A 14,767-nucleotide genomic window follows, 5' to 3' on the forward strand; every position below is an offset into this window, starting at 1 on the left:
AGCCTAGGACAGCTCGCTGGCGGAGCGCTGGATCTGGTCAAGCCAGGCCTGGCGCGCTTCGAGGGCCTCCCGGGCAGCCTTGATCTTGCGCTGGTCACCGCTCTTTTCGGCCTTGGCGAGGTCTTCCTGGAGCCCGGCAATGGCGGATTCCAGCTGCGAGAGTGCACTGTTGGTGCGTGCCTTGCGTTCGGGGTTGGATCGCTGCCACTGCTCTTCCTCGGCGTGGCGGACGGCGTCTTCAACCTTCCGGAGCCCGGCTTCGATCCGGCCCATGTCGGCCCGGGGTACCTTGCCGGCCTCTTCCCAACGGTCACGGACGGACTGGAGCGCCTTCTTGGCGGCTGCCAGGTCCTTCACCGGAAGGATGCCGTTGGCCTCGGCCAGCAACGCCTCCTTCACCGTAAGGTTCGCCGCGTACTCCTGGTCGATTTCGTCGTTGGCCGCCTGGCGGGAGGTGAAGAAGACGTCCTGGGCGGCGCGGAACCGTGCCCACAAGGCGTCGTCATCCTTCCGGCTGGCGCGCGGTGATGCCTTCCACTGGTCCATCAGCCGGCGGTATTCGCCCGCGGCATAGCCCCAGTCGGTTGACGTGGATAGGGCTTCGGCCTCGGCGATCAGCTTCTCCTTGGCAGCCTTGGCTGCGGAATTGTTGCTGTCCAGCTGGGAGAAATAGGCCCGGCGGTGGCGGTCGAAGACGGTGCGGGCGGCGCGGAAGCGCTTCCAGAGGGCGTCCTCGTTGCTGCGGCCCAGCCGCACGCCGCTCTTCTGGGCTGCCTTCCAGTTCTCGAACAGCTCGTTCATCCGGGCGCTGGAGGTCTTCCACTGCGTCTGGGCGGGATCCTGGCCGGAAATCTGCTCCGCCTCGGTGACGATGGCCTCACGCGCTGCAAGCTCGGATGCACGCACGGCATCGTGCTCGGCCTTCTCGGCCTTCTCCAGCTCCGTGATTTCGACGGCGAGCTTGTCCAGTCGCGCTTCGGCTGCCCGCAGGTCGCCCACCATGTTCCGTTCGGCGAGCTGTTCACGCAGGTGCGTCACCGTCTTTTGCATGTCCGTGCTGGGAGCCTTGGAGCTGACACGCTGTTCGAGGAGGACGATCTGCGCCACGACGTCGTCGTACTTCCGCGCAAAGTAGATCAGCGCCTCGTCACCGCTCACGCCGGGGTACTGTCCCACGGGGTGCTCGCCGCCGTCGATATTCAGGTAGACGTGGCCGTCCCCTTCCACTCGGCCCCACTTGGAGGCCTCGGCGACAGACGTGCTGGGCGCAGCGGGCACCGGTGCGGCAGCGGGAGCGGCGGCAGCGGGCTTGGGACGCGATGCGAAGGCAGCAGGCGACGGTGCTGACGGCCGGGGGCCGGGTGCGGCAGCAGGCACGGACGGCTCCGCGGCAGTGGCTACCCCGGACTGGCCCTCTGCATCCTGCCCACTGGCCGCGTCAACACTGGCTGCGTCAGCAGTGTCCTCGTCAACAGGGCTTTCTTCAGCAGTGCCCTCCTCTGAAGCGGTTGCTTCGGGGGCCGCAGGTGCGTGCCCGGCCTGTGCAGCAGTATCGGCAGCGTCCTCGGCCGGAGCCGTTGGTTCGGTTACGCCTGTTGCTGTTTCGTCGGATTTCTGACTGTCTGTCACCGCTAAAAGTCTTTCGCTTGGAGGGAAATACTCACGTACTGCACCGCGGCCTTGCCGGCCCGGCTCCTACTTCAGAGAAAACGAGTCTATCGTGACTGGTTGTTTTGGTGCGCCGTCCGTGTCGCTGGCACCTGGCGTGATACCGGCGGCAGCAATATTGGACACCACATCAAGCCCCGAGGTCACCTTTCCCACCACGGTATAGCCCCCCGCTGCGTCTGCCGGAATCGCGGTGTCCTTATAGACAATGAAGAACTGTGTCCCATTGCCGTAGGCGTTGTTGCCGGTACGGGCCACGGCGATGGTGCCGGCGGGGTACATGTTGTCCGCCGGGGTGTTCTCCAGCGGACCCCACGTGTAGTTGGGGTCTCCCTGGCCGTCGCCCGTGGGCGAACCGCACTGCAGCACGCCGAACTGGTCTGCGGTGGTGAGCCGGTGGCACGTCTTGCCGTTGAAATAGCCTTCGTCGCTGAGGGACTTGAAGACCGCCGCGGCCTGGGGAGCCTTGGTTCCGTCCATCTCCACGCCCAGAGGACTGCCGTTCAGCAGCAGTTGGCCCGTGAAAGTCTTGCCGGCCGCCGAGTCTGCGGCCGGGATGTTCGGCCCGTTGGTTGCAGCAGCGGATGGAGTGGGGGAGGCGCTGGCCGAGGCAGATGGCTCGGTCAGGCCTGCCTGCGCGGCAGCATACTCGTCCTCGGTCGGGTTTCCGGCGAACGCCGTGAGCTGGAGGACGACGGCGAGCACTACGGCGGCGGTTCCCGCGCCGGCGGCCACGAGGTTGTCGCGCTTGCGCCGCCTTTCCTGGTCGCGCCGGAGGTCACGCTTGGCTTCCATTTGCTGGATGCGCCGTTTCGTTTCGCGGGCACTGCGTGAACTGGCCGGCAAGGGTCCTCCTCATCGTCGGGCTGCTGGTGTGCCGCGGTTGGCCGCGGCGCGAAGAATTCAGCGGCCAGTCCGTGCCGTCCGCCGTATTAGAGATGCACACGGATGAACGCATAAACTGGCTGCCGCACATAGTTTATGCATGGCCGGCTGTGCTGCCGCCGTACGCCGTCCCTGAACGGTGTGGCCGGCAGTGCGCCGCGCCTTCCATCCCTAAGGAGAACCTTCCCCATGGCACGCACCGCCTCCCTGTCCGGATTCCCCGAGTGGCTTCCCGAAGAGCGGCTGGTGGAGCTGCATGTGCTCGATACCCTGCGCAGGGTCTTTGAGCTGCATGGTTTTGCCTCGATCGAAACCCGGGCTGTGGAGACTGTGGGCCAGCTGCTCCGCAAGGGCGAGATCGACAAGGAAGTGTATGGACTCAGCCGGCTCCAGGAGGATGAGAGCGACAACCCGGTAAAGGGCGGCAAAGCGGATCCCCACGCGCTGGCCCTGCATTTTGACCTGACGGTGCCGTTTGCCCGCTACGTCGTCGAAAACGCCGGCTACCTCGCCTTCCCGTTCCGCCGCTACCAGATCCAGAAGGTGTGGCGCGGCGAGCGGCCCCAGGAAGGCCGGGCCCGCGAGTTCACCCAGGCGGACATCGATGTGGTGGGCGACGGCGAGCTTCCGTTCCGTTACGACGTCGAGATTGCGCTGGTCATCGCCGAGGCCCTCAGCGCCCTGCCCATCCCCGACTTCCGCCTCCGGATCAACAACCGCAAGCTCGCCGAAGGCTTCTACCGCGGCATCGGCCTCGATGACACCGCAGGCGTGCTGCGCAGCATCGACAAGCTTGAAAAGATCGGTCCCGCCAAGGTGGCTGAGCTGCTGAAGTCCGAGCTGGGCGCTTCCGATGACCAGGCCGCCAAGGCGCTGCAGCTGGCAGCAATCCGCACGGACGACACATCCTTCGTGGCGCAGGTCCGTGCCCTCGGCGTCACCAACGAGCTCCTGGATGAAGGCCTCGACGAACTGGAGCAGGTTATCGATGCCGCCGTGCAGCGGGCTCCCGGCAAGGTGCTGGCCGACCTCAGCATCGCCCGCGGCCTGGACTACTACACCGGCACCGTGGTGGAAACCGTGCTGGTGGGCCACGAGCAGCTCGGGTCCATCTGCTCCGGCGGCCGCTACGACGCCCTGGCGTCCAAGGGAAACCGGAAGTTCCCGGGCGTCGGGCTGTCCATCGGCGTGACCCGGTTGGTCTCCCGGATCCTGAGCCAGGACCTGGCCAAGGCCTCCCGTTCGGTTCCCACGGCGGTGCTGGTGGCCCTGAACCACGACGACAGCTGGGGCGGTGCGCAGGACGTCGCCGCGCTCCTGCGCAGCAGGGGTATCCCCACGGAAGTGGCGGCCAAGGCAGAAAAGTTCGGCAAGCAGATCAAGTTTGCGGACCGGCGCGGCATCCCGTTCGTCTGGTTCACCGACGAGGACGGCACCCACCAGGTCAAGGACATCCGTACTGGCGAACAGGTGCTGGCCGCGCCCGAAACCTGGATGCCGCCGCTGGAGGACCTGACGGTTCAGGTTGAAACCACCGCCCCCGCAGCAGCCTCCGTGTAGCCCGGCAACTCAGCGCTTGGGCTGGTGCTGCCGGAGGCGCAGCACCAGCCAGCGACCGGTAACCCCGGCAGCGAGGACCGCGGCCATGGTCAGGACGGGCGCCGGCGGCAGGGTGAAGGCGAGGACGACGCAGCCCAGGAATCCCACGGCGTTCAGCCAGCGGGGGGCATAGCCGGGATGGGCCGTGAGGGTGAAGGCCGACGCGTTCGCCACGGCGTAATACACCAGTACGCCGAAGCTTGAGAAGCCCACCACCGTCATCGCGTTGGTGGTCAGCAGGAGCAGGATCACGACGGCGGCCACAGCCAGTTCCGCCACGAACGGGACGGTGTGGGTGCCGCCCACCTTTGCCAGCGGACCCGGCAGATCGCGTTCCCGTGCCATGGCCAGGGTGGTCCGCCCCACGCCGGTGATGAGGGCGAGGAGGGCACCCAGGCACGCAGCGGCAGCGCCCGCCTGCACCAGCGGCGCGGCAGGGGCAAGGCGGGAATCCAATACTGCGTCCAGCAGGGGAGTTCCGGACGCGGCAAGCCGCTCTCCGAGATGGTTCAGCAGGAGCAGTGCCAGCAGCAGGTAGATGGCGAAAGCGGCTGCCAGGGCCGCCAGGATGGCCCGCGGGATGGCCCGTGCGGGGTCCTTGACCTCTTCGCCCAGCGTGGCGATCCGGGCGTAGCCGGCGAAAGCGAAAAACATGAGCCCTGCTGCCGGCAGGACTCCCGCCGGGTTGCCCGACGGCGGCCCGGCCAGTTCAGCCGCGACGTGCGGGCCCAGCCACGCGGCCACGGCGACGAACACCAGCGTCGCCAGGACCATGCACAGCAGGATGCGTGTCAGCAGGGCGGTCCGGGTAATGCCGAGCAGGTTGACTCCGGTGAGCGCCACGACGGCGGCCACAGCAACCGGGACCGCATAATCCCGCGCCACGTAGCTGCCGAACGTCAACGCCATGGCCGCGCACGACGCCGTCTTGCCTGTCACGAAACCCCAGCCGGCCAGGAAACCCGGCCACTCGCCGAGCTGGTTCCGCCCGTACACGTAAGTACCGCCGCTGGTGGGGTATTTGGCGGCGAGGGCGGCAGAGGCCACAGCGTTGCAGTACGCCACCACTCCTGCGATGAGCACCGACAGGACCAAGAGATTCCCTGCCAGCGCGGCGGCCGGAGCGAACACCACAAACACGCCGGCACCCAGCATGGAACCCAGTCCGATCGCGGTGGCGTCAAAGGTCCCGAGCCTGCGCTGCAGCTGCTGCGGTTCGCTCATGCGGCGGCATTCCCTTTCCAGCGGGTAAACTCGGACGGGATCGTTCCCGCAACGATCATATTGAAACTTCCCACTGTTTTCCCGCAGAAAGGCGTGCTGTGCTGCGCACACATGACCTCGGATCCCTTCGTTCCGAGCACATTGGACAAACCGTAACCCTGGCCGGCTGGGTGGGCCGCCGTCGTGATCACGGTGGTGTGGCATTCGTTGACCTTCGCGACGCTTCCGGCGTGGCCCAGGTGGTGGTCCGCGAGGAAGAAGTGTTCCACGGACTGCGCAACGAGTACGTCCTGCAGGTCACGGGCACCGTGTCCAAGCGTCCGGAGGGGAACGAGAATCCCGCCCTCGCCACCGGAGAGATCGAGGTCATCGCCGAGGACGTCACCATCCTCAACACCTCCGACCCCCTGCCGTTCCAAATTGACGAACACGTGGAAGTCGGCGAGGAAGCCCGCCTCAAGCACCGCTACCTGGACCTTCGCCGCCCCGGCCCCAGCCGCAACCTGCGCCTGCGCTCCGAGGCCAACCGGGTGGCGCGCGACCTGCTCCACCAGGAGGGCTTCGTGGAGATTGAGACGCCCACGCTGACGCGTTCGACGCCGGAAGGCGCCCGTGACTTCCTGGTTCCGGCACGCCTGGCCCCGGGTTCCTGGTACGCCCTTCCGCAGTCCCCGCAGCTTTTCAAGCAGCTCCTGCAGGTGGGCGGGTTCGAGAAGTACTACCAGATTGCGCGCTGCTACCGCGATGAGGACTTCCGTGCCGACAGGCAGCCGGAATTCACCCAGCTGGACATCGAGGCCAGCTTCGTTGACCAGGACGACATCATCCGGCTGGGCGAAAACATCGTCAAGGCAGTGTGGCAGCTCATCGGGGCGGACATCCCCACGCCCATCCAGCGCATCACCTACGCCGACGCCATGGCCAGGTACGGCTCCGACAAGCCGGACCTCCGCTTCGGGCTGGAACTGACCGAGCTTACCGAATTCTTCAAGGACACCAACTTCGGCGTTTTCAAGGCTCCCTACGTGGGTGCCGTGGTTATGCCCGGCGGTGCTTCGCAGGCACGCCGCGCCCTGGACGCGTGGCAGGAATGGGCCAAGCAGCGCGGCGCCAAGGGCCTTGCCTACGTCCTGTACAAGGAGGACGGCGAGCTCGCGGGACCGGTGGCGAAAAACCTCACCGAGTTCGAGCGTGCCGGCCTGGCCGACGCCGTGGGCGCGAAGCCCGGCGACTGCATCTTCTTCGCCGCAGGTGAGAAGACCCCCTCGCGCGCCCTGCTGGGTGCCGCACGCGTGGAAATCGGCCACCGCACCGGCCTGATCGACCCCACGGACTGGGCTTTCTGCTGGGTTGTGGACGCGCCCATGTTTGAGCCCGCCGCCGCTGCCGTTGCCTCCGGCGATGTTGCTGTCGGCGGAGGCCAGTGGACTGCCGTGCACCACGCCTTCACCTCACCCAAGCCGGAATTCCTTGACACGTTCGACAAGGATCCCGAGTCGGCGCTCTCCTACGCCTACGACATCGTCTGCAACGGCAACGAAATTGGTGGCGGCTCCATCCGTATCCACCAGCGCGACGTGCAGGAGCGCGTCTTCGAACTGATGGGCCTGGACAAGGAGGACGCCCAGACCAAGTTCGGGTTCCTGCTGGAGGGCTTCAAGTACGGCGCGCCTCCGCACGGCGGCATCGCCTTCGGCTGGGACCGCGTGGTCTCGCTGCTGGCAGGAGTCGAGTCCATCCGCGACGTCATCGCCTTCCCGAAGTCCGGCGGTGGACACGATCCCCTCACCGAGGCCCCGGCCCCCATCACGCCGCAGCAGCGCAAGGAAGCAGGCGTGGACTTCAAGCCCGAGGCCAAAAAGCCCGAAGTGAAGAAGCCCGAAGACAAGCAGTAGTGCACGGTTAGTGGCTCCAGGCCGCAATCATTGGAGGTTCCCCGGTTCGCCCGGGGGACCTCCTGCCGTTAAGGAAGGAACAGCCCCGTGACCACACCGAGCCCGGTCCAACCCGCACCCCCGGGCCTTGAAGCCGCCATGGACGCAGCATGGCCAGCACCGGACCGCCACGAGGCCGGCAGCTGGACGCTTCGTGCGGCCGCAGGCGTCACCCAACGGGCCAACTCCATCTGGCCACGCAGTGAAGAGTACGGTGGCGACCGGTGCAGCGACGACCTCCCGGGCCTGCTCAGGGAGGCCAGGGCCTGGTACCGCAGCCGCCGCTTGCCGGTCATCTTCCAAGTCTTCGACACCCCGGCAGCGTCCGGTCTCCATGAGCTGCTGGACGCGGAGGGCTTCACCCGCCAGTCCGAGACCCTGGTCATGACCCGCAGCGCCATGGACGCCCGGATTCCCGCAGGCGTCACGCCGGCGGTGGAACTCGCCACGGAGCCGTCAGGGGAGTGGCTGCGGGTCTGGTGGGAGGTGGACGGCCGCGGCGGGGAGGACTCCCTGGCCGTCGCGGAAACCATCCTCAGGGGCTGTCCGTCCGTGTATGCCCTGGTGCGGGACCGTGGTGGCAGGGCTTCCGCCGTCGGGCGCCTTGCCCTCCCGCGCGGCAGCGGGCAGGGCGGCCTGTACTGCATGGCTACCCTTCCGGACGCGCGCCGCCAGGGCTTCGCGGCCGCCATCCTGCAGGCCCTGCTGCAGGCCGGTAGCGAGCGGGGCGTGGATGGCTTCTGGCTGCTGGTCACGGCAGCGAACCGTGGCGCGCAGGAGCTCTACGCTCACGCAGGGTTCCGTGAGGCCGGCCGCTACCTGTACCGGCAGGAACGCCCGCGGCGAGCCCTGACCGGCTGCTGACAACCAGGGACGGCCGGCTAACCCGCCGGATCCGTTACCGTAACCCGCACCGAGCACGCATCAGCCGCAGCCTTCTTCAACACGGCGGCCCTGGGCTCGGCAACGTCCTGGTAGGGCAGGCGCGGCAGGCGCGCGTAATCACGCAGGGCGGGGTCCTGGAGGACCAGGTCAGCCAGGGCCCGGTCGCCGCCGGGCACCACATATTCGAAGGCGGCCGCGCGGAACACCTCCGCCGCCTGCTGCGCCACGGCCGCCACCAGGGCATCCGCCTGGTTGGAACGGCGGTGGGCAAACCGTTGCTGGGACTGGCCGCCAGCCGCCGTTCGGGCCTGGACGTACCGGGTGCCGGCTTTGGACGCGAGCAAGGTGCCTTCGCTTGCCACCCCGATGCCGTATCCGCCCCGCCGCACCAGCAGCAATCCCAGGCGGCGTGGCTGTGACGCAAGCGCAGCCAGCCGCTCCAGCGGGCCGGCGCCGCGTCCCGGACGCCCATCAGCCGGCCACGGCGCCTGCAGGAGTGCCTCCGTGCCGTCGGCCGCCACAAAGAGCAGGCCGTCGTCGCCATCCTGCAGCCGGTAACCGCCGTGGGAGGTGCCGAAGCGCTCCGCCCAGCCCGCCAGCCGCGGACCGGACACGAATGCTGTCCTCACGGACGGCGGAGCACCGGTTGGACCTGGGGCGGGCATGGCGGTTCCTTGGGTTTGGGGGAGGGGGAAAAGCAGGTGCTGGACTGGAAGTAGCCTATCTATGTGGATGATCTCTTCGGGAACGGGCCAGAAAACGACGACGACGACCGTCCCGTCGCGGGGGAAAGCGCAGGTTCCCGGGGACAGGGTTCGCGCGGCAAGGGTTCGCCGCGGAGTCCGCTGGCCGTGCGCATGCGGCCCCGCACCCTGGACGAAGTGGTGGGCCAGCAGCACCTGCTTGGCCAGGGGTCGCCGCTGCGCCAGCTGGCAGCCGGGGCGGGCGCGGATGCCGCCGGTCCGGCCGGACCCAGCTCCCTGATCCTCTGGGGCCCTCCCGGTACCGGCAAGACCACCCTGGCGCATGTGATTGCGCGCGGACCCGGCCGCAAGTTCGTGGAGCTGTCCGCCATCACCGCAGGCGTCAAGGACGTCCGACGTGTCATGGACGACGCCCTGACGGCCCGCGACCTGTACAAGACCACCACGGTGCTGTTCCTCGATGAGATCCACCGCTTCAACAAAGCCCAGCAGGACGCCCTGCTGCCCGGGGTCGAAAACCGCTGGGTTGTCCTGGTGGCTGCCACCACGGAGAACCCCTCCTTCTCGGTGGTCTCGCCCCTGCTCTCCCGCTCCCTGCTCCTGACGCTCAGGCCCCTGACCGATGCGGACATCGAGGGCCTCCTGGTCCGGGCCGTGGAGGATCCGCGGGGGCTGGGCGGCAAGGTCCGGCTCAGCGATGAAGCGCTGGAACACCTGGTCCGGCTGTCCGGCGGTGACGCCCGCCGCGCCCTTACCGCCCTGGAGGCCGCGGCCGGCGTCGCGTTCGGTGACGCGGACGACGTCGAACGTTCCGTGGGGGAGGAAGGCGCACCTTCCGCGCCTGCCGACGAAGAGCCGGTCACCGTGGAGCTGCGCCACACCGAGCGCGCCCTGGATGCGGCCGCCGTCCGGTATGACCGCGCCGGCGACCAGCACTACGACGTAGCCAGCGCCTTCATCAAATCCATCAGGGGGTCCGACGTGGACGCGGCCCTGCACTACCTCGCCCGGATGCTCGAGGCGGGGGAGGACCCCCGGTTCGTCGCCCGGCGGATTGTCATCTCCGCGGCGGAGGACGTGGGCATGGCAGACCCCACCGCGTTGCAGACCGCCGTGGCAGCAGCACAGGCGGTCCAGCTGATCGGTATGCCCGAGGGCCGGATCATCCTGGCCGAGGCCGTGGTCCACCTCGCCACCGCACCAAAGTCGAACGCCGCCTACATGGGCATCAACAAAGCGATCGCGGACGTCCGGGCGGGCCTCGGCGTCGGAATTCCCGCGCACCTGCGCGATGCCCACTATCCGGGCTCGAAGCAGCTGGGCCACGGCGTTGGCTACAAATACGCCCACGATGCGCCGCACGCAGTGGCCACCCAGCAGTACCCGCCGGATGACCTGGTGGGCCGCGACTACTACCAGCCCACCGGCAACGGTGCCGAACGGGATATCGCCCAACGGCTGGAACGCCTGCGGAGGATTGTCCGGGGCACGTAATGCCGTGGTAAGCTGAATCTTTGTCTGGCAAGGCGCGGACGCACAATCTCCCCAATTCAGGTTGGCAAGGTTATGCCCTGCGCCCAGTAGCAAAAGGCAGCGGTTGGCCGATGCTCTCCATCGTGGAGGCCAGTAACACTGACACACCGCAGATATTGGAAGGACACAAGTGGCTAACAACACTCGTGCTCGCCGTCAGGCCCGCCTCTCGCGGTCCCTCGGCATTGCTCTGACCCCCAAGGCCGCCAAGTACATGGAGCGCCGCCCGTACGGCCCCGGTGAGCATGGCCGTGCCCGCAAGAAGCAGGACTCCGACTACGCCGTACGTCTGCGCGAAAAGCAGCGCCTGCGCGCCCAGTACGGCATCCGCGAAGCACAGATGACCCGTGCCTTCGAAGAAGCCCGCCGCACCAAGGGCCTGACCGGTGAGAACCTCATCGAACTGCTCGAAATGCGCCTTGACGCCCTGGTCCTGCGTGCCGGCTTCGCCCGCACCATCGCCCAGGCCCGCCAGCTGGTTGTGCACCGCCACATCATGGTTGACGGCGTCCGCGTTGACCGCCCGTCGTTCCGCGTCGGCGAGGGCCAGCTGGTCCACGTCCACAGCCGCAGCGAAACCATGGTTCCGCTCCAGGTTGCCGCTGCCGGTGCCCACCGCGACGTCCTGCCTGCCGTTCCGGCCTACCTGGACGTCAAGCTGGAAGCCCTCCAGGCCCGCCTGGTGCGCCGCCCCAAGCGTTCCGAAATCCCGGTGACCTGCGAAGAGCAGCTCGTCGTCGAATTCTACGCACGCTAAATCCCAGCAGCGTACCCAAAGAAGCCCGTGGCAAGCGCCGCGGGCTTCTTTGTATGTAAGGTACTTGGGGGACATCTGCGCGGCGCCCCCTCCGGGCGCCTGCAGGATGGGACCCACCCACGGAATTTCGAGGAGATGAACGTCTATGTCTGGTGGCGATATTGCCGGCCTGATCGCTGCCGGGGTGTTCGCGCTCCTGGTCCTGCTGCTTGCGGTGCCCATCCTGAAGCTGGGAAAAGTCTTCGATGAGGTGCGGACCACCATCAGGTCCCTCAGCGACGGCGCCACCCCTTTGATGGACGAGGTCACGGCCACCGTTTCCACCACCAACCAGCAGCTGAAGAAGGTTGACGGTATCTCGTCGAACGTCTCGGATGCGTCCGCCAACATCTCAGCGCTGTCCTCGCTGGTGGCCGCAACGGTTGGTTCCCCGCTCATCAAGGTTGCCGCCTTCAGCTACGGCGTCCGCAGCGCCTTCGCCAACCGCCGGAAGCCCGCCGCCGGGCGCCGCAGCCGCTAGATTCGAAAAGAACAAACATGAAAAGAATTGTCTGGATGGGAATCGGCGTGGCCATTGGCGTCATTGCCTTCCGAAAAGTGAGCCAGGCCCAGTCCAGCCTCGGGCCGGAGGGCCTCAACCGCACCGTGGGACGGCTGGCCGACGGAGTTTACGACTTCGCCGACGCCGTCCGCGCAGGGATGCATGAACGGGAAACCGACCTGAGGACCGCCCTGGGCATCGAGTCCGCTGAAGTGGTCCGCCGCTAAGGCCCTCAGGGGCTTCCAGCAGGCAGCCAGCCAACAACCGGCAGGTCCCCGTTGAGGGAACCGCCACTTGAACGAAATACCCGTGCCACCCCTCGGCGCGGACCAAGAAGGGTAAGAAAACAGCTCATGAAGTCGCAGGAGATCACAAAGCGCTGGGTGGACTTTTTTGTCAGCAAGGGGCACACCGCGGTTCCCTCCGCGTCGCTGGTCTCCAGCGACCCCTCGCTGCTGTTCACGGTGGCCGGCATGGTCCCGTTCATTCCCTACCTCACCGCCCGCGAGGAAGCGCCCTACTCCCGCGCCACCAGCGTCCAGAAGTGCATCCGCACCGGCGACATCGAGGAAGTGGGCAAGACTGCCCGCCACGGCACGTTCTTCCAGATGTGCGGCAATTTCTCCTTCGGCGACTACTTCAAGGAAGACGCCATCAAGTTCGCCTGGGAGCTGCTCACCAAGAGCGTTGACGACGGCGGGTACGGACTTCCGCCCGAGAAGCTGTGGGTGACGGTCTACGAGGAGGACGACGAAGCCGAGGAGTTGTGGCTGAAAAACACCGGCGTGCCCGCTGAGCGCATCCAGCGCATGGGCAAGTCGGACAACTACTGGTCGACGGGCCAGCCCGGGCCGGCCGGTCCCTGCTCCGAGATCTACTATGACCGCGGACCGGCCTACGGCATCGAAGGCGGACCGCTGGCTGACGAGACGCGCTACATCGAGATCTGGAACCTCGTGTTCATGCAGTACCAGATCGAAAACGTCCGCTCCAAGGTCGACTTCGACATCGTCGGTGAGCTGCCCAAGAAGAACATCGATACCGGCCTGGGCATGGAACGCCTCGCGATGATCCTGCAGGGCGTCGAGAACATGTACGAGACCGACCAGGTCCGTCCGGTGATCGACAAAGCCGCGGAACTCTCCGGCAAGGAGTACACCTCCGCCGAGTCCGAGGACGATCCCCACCACACGGACGACGTCCGCATGCGCGTCGTAGCGGACCACGTCCGGTCGGCCCTGATGCTGATCTCCGACGGCGTGACCCCCTCCAACGAGGGCCGCGGCTACGTCCTGCGCCGCCTGATCCGCCGGGCCGTCCGCTCCATGCGCCTGCTCGGCGTCGAACAGGCCTGCCTGCCTGACCTGCTGCCCGCCTCACGCGACGCCATGAAGGGCGTGTACCCCGTGGTGGCCACCGACTTTGACCGGATCAGCCGCATCGCTTATGCCGAGGAGAAGGCCTTCCTGCGCACCATCGCCTCCGGCACGGCCCGGCTCGAGGACGCCGTCAAGGAATCCAAGGCAGCCAACAAGCCGCTGTCCGGCGAGGACGCCTTCGCGCTGCACGACACCTACGGCTTCCCCATCGACCTCACCCTCGAAATGGCCGAAGAAGCCGGGCTGAAAGTGGATGAGGCGGCTTTCCGCAGCCTGATGCAGGAACAGCGCCAGCGCGCCCAGGCCGATGCCAAGGGCAAGAAGGGCGGCCACGCGGACGTCAGCGTCTTCCAGGAACTCCTGGGCCAAGGCGAGACCGTCTTCACCGGCTACACCGAGCTCGAAGGCGAGTCGCGCGTCCGCGGCCTGCTCAGCGCCGGCCGCCAGGTGCAGCAGGCAGCCACCGGAGACGAGATTGAACTCGTCCTCGCGGAAACCCCGTTCTACGCCGAGGCCGGCGGCCAGGCCGCGGACACGGGCTTGATCACCGGCGACGGCTTCGTCGTCGAGGTCCTCGACGTCCAGCGCCCCATCAAGGGCCTGAGCGTGCACAAGGCGATTGTCCGCGAGGGCGAAATCGGCGCCGACTCGCTGGTACGCGCCGCCGTCGACCGTGAACGCCGCCATGCCGCCGAGCAGGCCCACACCGGAACGCACATCGTCCACGCCGCCCTGCACCAGATCCTTGGCCCGGAAGCTACCCAGCGCGGTTCCTTCAACAAGGCCGGCTACCTGCGCTTCGACTTTGCCTGGGGCGAGGGCCTGAGCACAGCCACACGGTCCGAGATCGAAGAGGTTTCCAACCTCGCGATCCGCAACAACTACTCCGTGGAAACGAAGATCATGGGCCTGGCCGAAGCCAAGGCCATGGGCGCCATGGCCCTCTTCGGCGAGAACTACGGCAGCGAAGTGCGCGTCGTGGAAATCGACGGCGCCTGGTCCCGCGAACTGTGCGGCGGCACCCACGTCGCCAACACCTCGCTGATCGGCAGCCTGTCCCTCCTGGGCGAACAGTCCGTGGGTTCAGGCAACCGGCGCGTGGAAGCCTTTGTCGGCATGGAAGCGTTCCGCCACCTCGCGGCGGAGCGTGCGCTGGTCACCGAGCTGACGGACCTGCTGAAGGTGCCCTCCGGCCAGCTCGCCGACAGGATCTCCGCCACCCTTGCCAAGCTGAAGGCTACCGAGAAGGAACTAGACCGGCTCCGCAAGGAACAACTGACCGCTGTTGCCGCGCAGCTGGTTGACACCGCCAAGGATGCCGCCGGCGTCCGGGTGGTGGCCCACGATGCGGGAACCGTCAGCGGTGCCGACGACCTCCGCGGCCTGGCCCTTGACCTGCGCAACCGCCTCGGCTCCACGGCTGCCGCGGTTGCCGTGGCAGGCGTCGCCAACGACCGCCCGCTGATCCTGGTCGCCACCAACGAAGCGGCCAGGGAGGCCGGCGTCAAGGCCGGTGCCCTGGTGCGCGTCGCTGCCGGCGTGCTCGGCGGCGGAGGCGGCGGCAAGGACGATGTTGCCCAGGGTGGCGGTACCGATGCCGGTAAGGTCGGCGCTGCCCTGACCGCCGTCGTCGACGCCATTGCGGGGCGATAACCCAG

General features: G+C 67.4%; 12 protein-coding genes. 8 read left to right on the top strand and 4 right to left on the bottom strand.

Annotated features, from left to right (window positions below):
* Positions 1-3: 3 nt before the first annotated feature.
* Positions 4-1,629: a DUF349 domain-containing protein gene (locus tag MRBLMD1_RS19800; protein ID WP_364402829.1), complete on the bottom strand. Its 1,626-nt coding sequence runs from the start codon at positions 1,627-1,629 to the stop codon at positions 4-6.
* Positions 1,630-1,695: 66 nt separating this feature from the next.
* Positions 1,696-2,514, bottom strand: a complete 819-nt coding sequence (locus tag MRBLMD1_RS19805; RefSeq protein ID WP_364402832.1) for a peptidylprolyl isomerase — start codon at positions 2,512-2,514, stop codon at positions 1,696-1,698.
* Between the two features lie 228 nt (positions 2,515-2,742).
* On the opposite strand from MRBLMD1_RS19805, the gene hisS reads away from it, so the two are divergent.
* Positions 2,743-4,113, top strand: a complete 1,371-nt coding sequence (gene hisS / locus MRBLMD1_RS19810; RefSeq protein ID WP_159631900.1) for a histidine--tRNA ligase — start codon at positions 2,743-2,745, stop codon at positions 4,111-4,113.
* Between the two features lie 9 nt (positions 4,114-4,122).
* Here hisS and MRBLMD1_RS19815 read toward each other — a convergent pair whose 3' ends face one another.
* Positions 4,123-5,376: an APC family permease gene (locus MRBLMD1_RS19815; RefSeq protein ID WP_364402835.1), complete on the bottom strand. Its 1,254-nt coding sequence runs from the start codon at positions 5,374-5,376 to the stop codon at positions 4,123-4,125.
* A gap of 98 nt (positions 5,377-5,474) precedes the next feature.
* Here MRBLMD1_RS19815 and aspS point away from each other — a divergent pair, with 98 nt between their 5' ends.
* Positions 5,475-7,271: an aspartate--tRNA ligase gene (aspS, locus tag MRBLMD1_RS19820; protein WP_201302421.1), complete on the top strand. Its 1,797-nt coding sequence runs from the start codon at positions 5,475-5,477 to the stop codon at positions 7,269-7,271.
* Between the two features lie 138 nt (positions 7,272-7,409).
* Positions 7,410-8,174: a GNAT family N-acetyltransferase gene (locus tag MRBLMD1_RS19825; RefSeq protein ID WP_364402971.1), complete on the top strand. Its 765-nt coding sequence runs from the start codon at positions 7,410-7,412 to the stop codon at positions 8,172-8,174.
* 17 nt (positions 8,175-8,191) lie between these two features.
* On the opposite strand, the gene MRBLMD1_RS19830 is transcribed toward MRBLMD1_RS19825, so the two are convergent.
* Positions 8,192-8,860, bottom strand: a complete 669-nt coding sequence (locus MRBLMD1_RS19830; RefSeq protein WP_364402838.1) for an acVLRF1 family peptidyl-tRNA hydrolase — start codon at positions 8,858-8,860, stop codon at positions 8,192-8,194.
* 63 nt (positions 8,861-8,923) lie between these two features.
* Here MRBLMD1_RS19830 and MRBLMD1_RS19835 point away from each other — a divergent pair, with 63 nt between their 5' ends.
* The 5 genes from MRBLMD1_RS19835 (at position 8,924) to alaS (ending at position 14,762) form a co-directional block, all read left to right on the top strand.
* The gene (locus tag MRBLMD1_RS19835; RefSeq protein ID WP_364402841.1) at positions 8,924-10,393 is read left to right on the top strand and encodes a replication-associated recombination protein A; all 1,470 of its coding nucleotides are present in this window, start codon (positions 8,924-8,926) and stop codon (positions 10,391-10,393) included.
* Positions 10,394-10,562: 169 nt separating this feature from the next.
* Positions 10,563-11,189, top strand: coding sequence for a 30S ribosomal protein S4 (gene rpsD / locus MRBLMD1_RS19840; RefSeq protein WP_009357431.1), 627 nt, complete (start codon positions 10,563-10,565; stop codon positions 11,187-11,189).
* Positions 11,190-11,334: 145 nt separating this feature from the next.
* Entirely contained in the window at positions 11,335-11,709 is a 375-nt protein-coding gene (locus MRBLMD1_RS19845; RefSeq protein WP_141160339.1) for a DUF948 domain-containing protein, read from the top strand.
* A 17-nt stretch (positions 11,710-11,726) separates the two neighbouring features.
* Complete coding sequence (locus MRBLMD1_RS19850; protein WP_224026156.1) at positions 11,727-11,957, top strand: DUF6167 family protein; 231 nt, start codon at positions 11,727-11,729, stop codon at positions 11,955-11,957.
* 126 nt (positions 11,958-12,083) lie between these two features.
* Positions 12,084-14,762, top strand: coding sequence for an alanine--tRNA ligase (alaS, locus tag MRBLMD1_RS19855; RefSeq protein ID WP_159631907.1), 2,679 nt, complete (start codon positions 12,084-12,086; stop codon positions 14,760-14,762).
* The last annotated feature ends 5 nt before the right edge of the window (positions 14,763-14,767 follow it).

The sequence above is a fragment of the Pseudarthrobacter sp. LMD1-1-1.1 genome (assembly GCF_040676255.1).
In the GTDB taxonomy this organism is placed as follows: Bacteria; Actinomycetota; Actinomycetes; order Actinomycetales; family Micrococcaceae; genus Arthrobacter.